At 70.1% G+C, this 5507-nt stretch carries 6 protein-coding genes; 1 reads left to right on the top strand and 5 read right to left on the bottom strand.

Going from position 1 to position 5507, the window contains the following annotated elements:
* From AX685_RS04300 to AX685_RS04280, 5 genes are all read right to left on the bottom strand, one after another.
* The coding region (locus tag AX685_RS04300; RefSeq protein WP_066485786.1) for a hypothetical protein at positions 1-1337 on the bottom strand (1337 nt) is incomplete at its 3' end.
* Between the two features lie 41 nt (positions 1338-1378).
* Positions 1379-2773 carry a dihydrolipoyl dehydrogenase gene (gene lpdA, locus AX685_RS04295; RefSeq protein ID WP_066485783.1) on the bottom strand — a complete coding sequence of 465 codons (1395 nt, stop codon included), beginning with the start codon at positions 2771-2773 and terminating at the stop codon, positions 1379-1381.
* Between the two features lie 74 nt (positions 2774-2847).
* Positions 2848-3237, bottom strand: coding sequence for an acyl-CoA thioesterase (locus AX685_RS04290; protein WP_066485780.1), 390 nt, complete (start codon positions 3235-3237; stop codon positions 2848-2850).
* A complete protein-coding gene (locus AX685_RS04285; protein WP_066485778.1) occupies positions 3234-3446 on the bottom strand; it encodes a hypothetical protein in 213 nt (70 codons plus the stop codon). The genes AX685_RS04290 and AX685_RS04285 overlap by 4 nt, the downstream gene beginning before the upstream one ends.
* Before the next feature lie 11 nt (positions 3447-3457).
* Positions 3458-4759 carry a pyruvate dehydrogenase complex dihydrolipoamide acetyltransferase gene (locus AX685_RS04280; protein ID WP_066485769.1) on the bottom strand — a complete coding sequence of 434 codons (1302 nt, stop codon included), beginning with the start codon at positions 4757-4759 and terminating at the stop codon, positions 3458-3460.
* Between the two features lie 111 nt (positions 4760-4870).
* Between AX685_RS04280 and AX685_RS04275 the strand changes: the two genes are divergently transcribed.
* A complete protein-coding gene (locus AX685_RS04275; RefSeq protein ID WP_066485767.1) occupies positions 4871-5320 on the top strand; it encodes a universal stress protein in 450 nt (149 codons plus the stop codon).
* Positions 5321-5507 lie beyond the last annotated feature (187 nt).

Below are 5507 nucleotides of genomic sequence, written 5' to 3'. Positions count from 1 at the left end.
ACCACCGCCAGCGGCACGAACGCGCGCCGCGGCACCGGCCGGTCCGCCAGCAACAGCGCCGCCAGCGCGGTCGCGATCATCGGCCACAGGTGATAGCGCAGGTCCGACGCGATCGACACCGCGACGAAGCTTGCCTCCAGCGCGATCGCCGACGCCAGCAGCGCCGCCGCCAGGTCGCGCGCCGGGGCAGGGGGGCGCCGCCACGCCGCCCACGCCAGCCCGGCCGCCAGCGCCAGCCATGCGATCGGCCAGCCGAGCGGGGTTTCGACCAGCCACGCCGCAATCCCCTGCCAGCGGTGCATCGCCGCGCCCCCAACGGTGGGCAGGCCGACGTCGTTCGGCTCGCCCCAGGCGGGCGGATCGGCGAAGGGCAGGTGCGCGGGGACGATCCACCGCTCGGTCATGTTCCAGTGCGCGGCGCGGTGCGAAAGATAGGCCAGCGGATGGCGCACCACGCTCATCGCCAGCCGCGGGTAGAGCGTCGCGGGCGGCTGCGCCCACAGCCGCCGGGTCACCGGCCCGCACTGCGGATCGTCGCCGATCGAGTCCCAGAACAGCGGCGACACGCAATGCCGCGCCGCCATCATGCGCGCGGCCGCGGCCGGCAGCCCGGTGCCGTCGTCTCCGCCGGTACGCACCGCGATGCCGGCCAGATCGTAGAAGGGCTGCGTCTTCTGCACCCCGCTGGGCCGCGTCGCGCCCAGCAGGTGGCGGTTGACCGGTCCCGACAGCGCCAGCCCCGCCGCAAGGATCAGCACCCCGGCGATCACGCGATGGCGTGTCCGCCGCAGCGGCAGCAGCATGGCGATCAGCGGCGCCAGTGCGAACACCGCATTGGCGCGCAGCAGCATGGCGTAGCTCAGCAGCACCGCGGCGGCGATGCCCGCCGCCCATGGCACGGCGCGTCCGCGCAGCCGCCAGAACGCGACCAACCCGACCGCCGCCAGCGTCGCGCCGACGAATTGCGTGTCCTTCACGACGACGCCCTGCCAGCCCAGGAACGGCGGCAGCGCAGCCACCGCCACCGTCGCCCAGCCGGCCCGCGCCCGTCCGCTGCGCGAGAGGGCGGCGGCGATCAGCCCGATCGCCAGCCAGTAGAGCGCGAGTTGCGCGGCCAGCAGCGGCGCCAGATCGCGGCGCCATGACAGCGTCCATTCCCACAAACGCGCCAGCGCCGGGGGATGCCAGTCGTCTAGCCGCCCCGCGACGATCTGTTCGTACTGGCGCAGGACGTCATATTCGACGATTCCCGGCCAGAATATCGCCAGCGATGCCGCGAACAGTGCGGCGGCGGCGATCGCCGTACCGCCGCCGGTCGCCCGAAACAGGCGCGTCATCGCTTGCTAACCCTCCGACGCGGCACGGTGCCGCCGCCGCGTCAGATGTGCAGCGCGCGGCCGTAGGCGCCCAGCACGCTTTCGTGCATCATCTCGCTCAGCGTCGGGTGCGCGAACACCGTCTCCGTGAGCTCATGCTCGGTCGTTTCCAGCTGGCGCGCGACGACATAGCCCTGGATCAGCTCGGTCACTTCCGCGCCGACCATGTGCGCGCCCAGCAGTTCTCCGGTCTTCGCGTCGAACACCGTCTTCACGAAGCCGTCCGCCTCGCCCAGCGCGATGGCCTTGCCGTTGCCGATGAACGGGAATTTCCCGACCTTCACCTCGCGGCCCTGTTCCTTCGCCTTCGCCTCGGTCAGGCCGACGCTGGCGACCTGCGGGCGCGAATAGGTGCAGCCGGGGATGTTCCACGTCTCGAACGGATGCGGGTTCTGCCCGGCGATCTTCTCGATGCACACGATGCCCTCATGGCTCGCCTTGTGCGCCAGCCACGGCGCGCCGGTGACGTCGCCGATCGCGTAGATGCCCTCCACGTTGGTGCGTCCGAAGCCGTCGACCTTGATATGGCCGCGGTCGGTGGCGATGTCCAGCTTCTCCAGCCCGATCTCCTCGGTGTTCGGCACGATGCCGATCGCGACGATGACGTGGCTGTACTCCCGCGTCGCGGACGTGCCGTCCTTGCCCTTGATCGTCGCCTTCACCGCATCGGCGCCAGTCTCGATCTTCTCGACACCCGCGCCGGTGACGATCTTGATGCCGTCCTTGGTCAGGCGCTTTTCCATGAAGGCGCTGACCTCCTCATCCTCCACCGGCAGGATCCGCGGCAGCATCTCGACGATCGTAACATCGGCGCCCATGTCGTTGTAGAAGCTGGCGAACTCCACGCCGATCGCGCCCGATCCGATGACCAGCAGCTTGGTCGGCATCACTTCGGGCACCATTGCGTGGCGGTACGTCCAGATGCGCTTGCCGTCGGCCTTGGCGAACGGCAGGTCGCGCGCGCGCGCGCCGGTGGCGAGCAGGATATGCTTGGCGGAAAGCTCGACGGTTTTGTCGCCCTGCTTCACGGACAGCTTGCCCTTGCCCGCCAGGCTGCCGAACCCTTCGACCACCGTCACCTTGTTCTTCTTCATCAGCCCCTTGACGCCGGCGTTCAGCGTCCCGGCGACCTTGCGGCTGCGCTCGACGATCTTGCCCAGGTCGAAACCGACATTGTCCGCCTTCAGCCCGTAATCGGCGGCATGGGTCATGTAGTGATAGACTTCCGACGTGCGCAGCAGCGCCTTGGTCGGGATGCAGCCCCAGTTGAGGCAGATGCCGCCCAGCCGCTCGCGCTCGACGATCGCGGTCTTGAGGCCCAGCTGGCTCGCGCGGATCGCGGCGACATAGCCGCCGGGGCCGGAGCCCAGAACGATCAGGTCGTAGGTGTCAGCCATTTCAACACTCCCGGGCCGCAGCCCTCTTTGTCATCGCATAGGCGGCGCGCAGCGTCGCGACCGCCGGGAAAAGCTCACGCCGCCGGCGGCACGTCGCGGGGGCGGCGGTTCTCGTCGATCGCGACGAAGGTGAAGCGCGCCTCGGTCACCTTGCGGGTTTCCTCGCCATGGCGGTCGCGCGCCCAGCTTTCGACCTGGATCGTCATCGACGTGCGCCCGATCTTTTCGAGCTGTGCATAGACCGACACTTCGTCGCCGACATGGACGGGCGCGTGGAAGTGCATCCCGTCGGTCGCGATCGTCACCGCGCGCCCCTTGGCACGGCGCGCGGCGGTCAGGCCGGCGGCCGAATCCATCAGGCTCATCAGCCACCCGCCGAAGATGTCGCCATAGGCATTGGCGTCGGCGGGCATCGCGGTGACGCGAATCGTCGGCGCGCGATCCGGCGGGGGGAGCGTGGTCATGCCGCGGCCCCTTCGCGCTGCATCCGCCCGACGTCGCGTGCGCCCAGCACGCCGACCGCCACCAGCGTGGCCGCGCCGACCAGCCAGATCGTGTCGGCGCCCTGCGGATAGCTCCACGCCGCGCCCTGGAAGACCAGCGCGGTGATCCCGAAGCCCAGCACGGTCCAGGCGATCTCGCGCTTTTCGGCGGACAGCTGCATCTGCGCCATCGCGGCCCGCCTCAGGCGAGCATCGACAGCGGGTTTTCGACCAGCGTCTTGAACGCCTGCATCAGCTGCGCACCGTCCGCGCCATCGATCGCGCGGTGATCGAAGCTGCCGGTCGCGCTCATGATGCTGGCGACGCCCAGCGTGCCGTCGGGCATCACCCACGGGCGTTTATCGCCCGCGCCGATCGCCAGGATCATGCCCTGCGGCGGGTTGATGACCGCCTCGAACTGCTTGATCCCGAACATGCCCATGTTGCTGAGCGAGGCGGTGCCGCCGGTGAATTCCTCCGGCTTCAGCTTCTTGTCGCGCGCGCGGGCGGCCAGATCCTTCATCCGCGTCGAGATGCTGGACAGCGACGCGCTGTCCGCCTCGGTGATGACGGGGGTGATCAGGCCTTCGGGCGTCGACACCGCGACCGAGATGTCGGCGCGGTGGAAGCTGACCAGCTGATCGGGCGTGAACATCACGTTGCACTTGGGCACCTGGACCAGCGACACCGCCAGCGCCTTGATGAGCAGATCGTTGACCGACAGCTTGACCCCGCGCGCCCCCAGCCCGGCGTTCAGCTCGGCGCGCAGCTTCAGCAGCTTGTCGAGCTGCACGTCCACGGTGAGGTAGATGTGCGGCACCTGCTGCTTCGATTCGGTCAGGCGGCGCGCGATCGTCTTGCGCATGTTGCTGAGCTTGGTCGTCTCGTGCGGAATGTCCGGCACCTGCGCGGGCTTCGGCGCGGCGGCGGGCGCCTCGGCCGGTGCGGCGGCGCTCGCGGCCGGCGCGGCGGCGCCCGGCTGTGCCTTCTCCACGTCCGCCTTGACGATGCGGCCGTTCGGGCCGGAGCCGGAGACGCCCGACAGGTCGACTCCCTTGTCCGCGGCGATGCGGCGCGCCAGCGGGCTGGCCTTCACGCGGTCGCCGTCATGACGTGCGGCGGCCGGCGCCGGCGTGGCGGCGGGTGCAGGGGCAGGGGCAGCGGGCTTCTCTTCCCGGGCGACCGCGGCATCGGCGGGCTTGCCGTGGTCGGCGGGAGCGGGCGCCTCCTCCTTCTTCGCGGCGGGCGGCGCCGCTTCCTCGCCTTCGCCTTCCAGCAGCGCGATCACCGCGCCGACCTTCACGCCATCGGTGCCCTCGGCCACCATGATCTTCGCGATGCGGCCTTCGTCGACCGCCTCGAATTCCATCGTCGCCTTGTCGGTCTCGATCTCGGCCATGATGTCGCCGGACTTCACCTCGTCGCCTTCCTTGACGAGCCATTTGGCCAGCGTGCCCTCCTCCATCGTGGGCGACAGGGCAGGCATCTTGATTTCGATGGGCATCGTGATCCTCGAAAGGCTCCTGGGGAATGGCCCGTCTCTCGCGGACACGCGCTATGCGGTCAAGCCCGTCTGCCCCTTGGCGCGCGCGGCGGCGGGGCGTAGGCTGGCGGGATGCGCATTTACCTGACCGTGATCGACGACACCGCCGAGGCATTGAGCGCGCTGCGCTTCGCGGCGCGGCGCGCGGTGAAGACCGGCGGCGGGGTGGAGATCCTCGCGCTGCTGCCGCCGCAGGAATTCATCGCGTTCGGCGGGGTGCAGGCCACGATCGAGGAGGAACAGCGCCAGCGAGCCGAGGGGCTGGTCGCGCGTGCGGCGGGCACGATCCTGGAGGAGTCGGGGGTGCGCCCGTCGCTGACCGTGCGCGAGGGCGACGGGCCGAAGGTGATCCGGCAGATGATCGCCGACAATCCGCGCATCGCCGCACTGGTGCTGGGCGCGGCACCGGGTGCGCCCGGTGCGCTGGTCAGCCATTTCGCGGCGGAGGCCGGCACGCTGCCGGTGCCGCTGATGATCGTGCCGGGCGGGCTGGACGCCGCCGCGATCGACCGGCTGAGCTGAGGCGCGGACCGGGCGTCCGCCGCAGGCTCAGCAGCGACAGCGGCTCTTGGTGTAGCGGCGCGGCGCCTTGGTATAGCGACGCCCCGTATAGACCACGCGATCCTCGTAGACGTCCTGCACCGTCTGTCCGGTGCCGCCCGACTGGACGGTGATGGTGGCTGTCTCTTATACACATCTCCGAGCCCAC

It is taken from the genome of Sphingomonas sp. CCH9-F2, from assembly GCF_001556735.1.
Lineage (GTDB): Bacteria > Pseudomonadota > Alphaproteobacteria > Sphingomonadales > Sphingomonadaceae > Sphingomonas > Sphingomonas ginsenosidimutans.
Note: the sequence above shows the minus strand (reverse complement) of the source record. Positions and strands in the feature narration are given on the sequence as shown.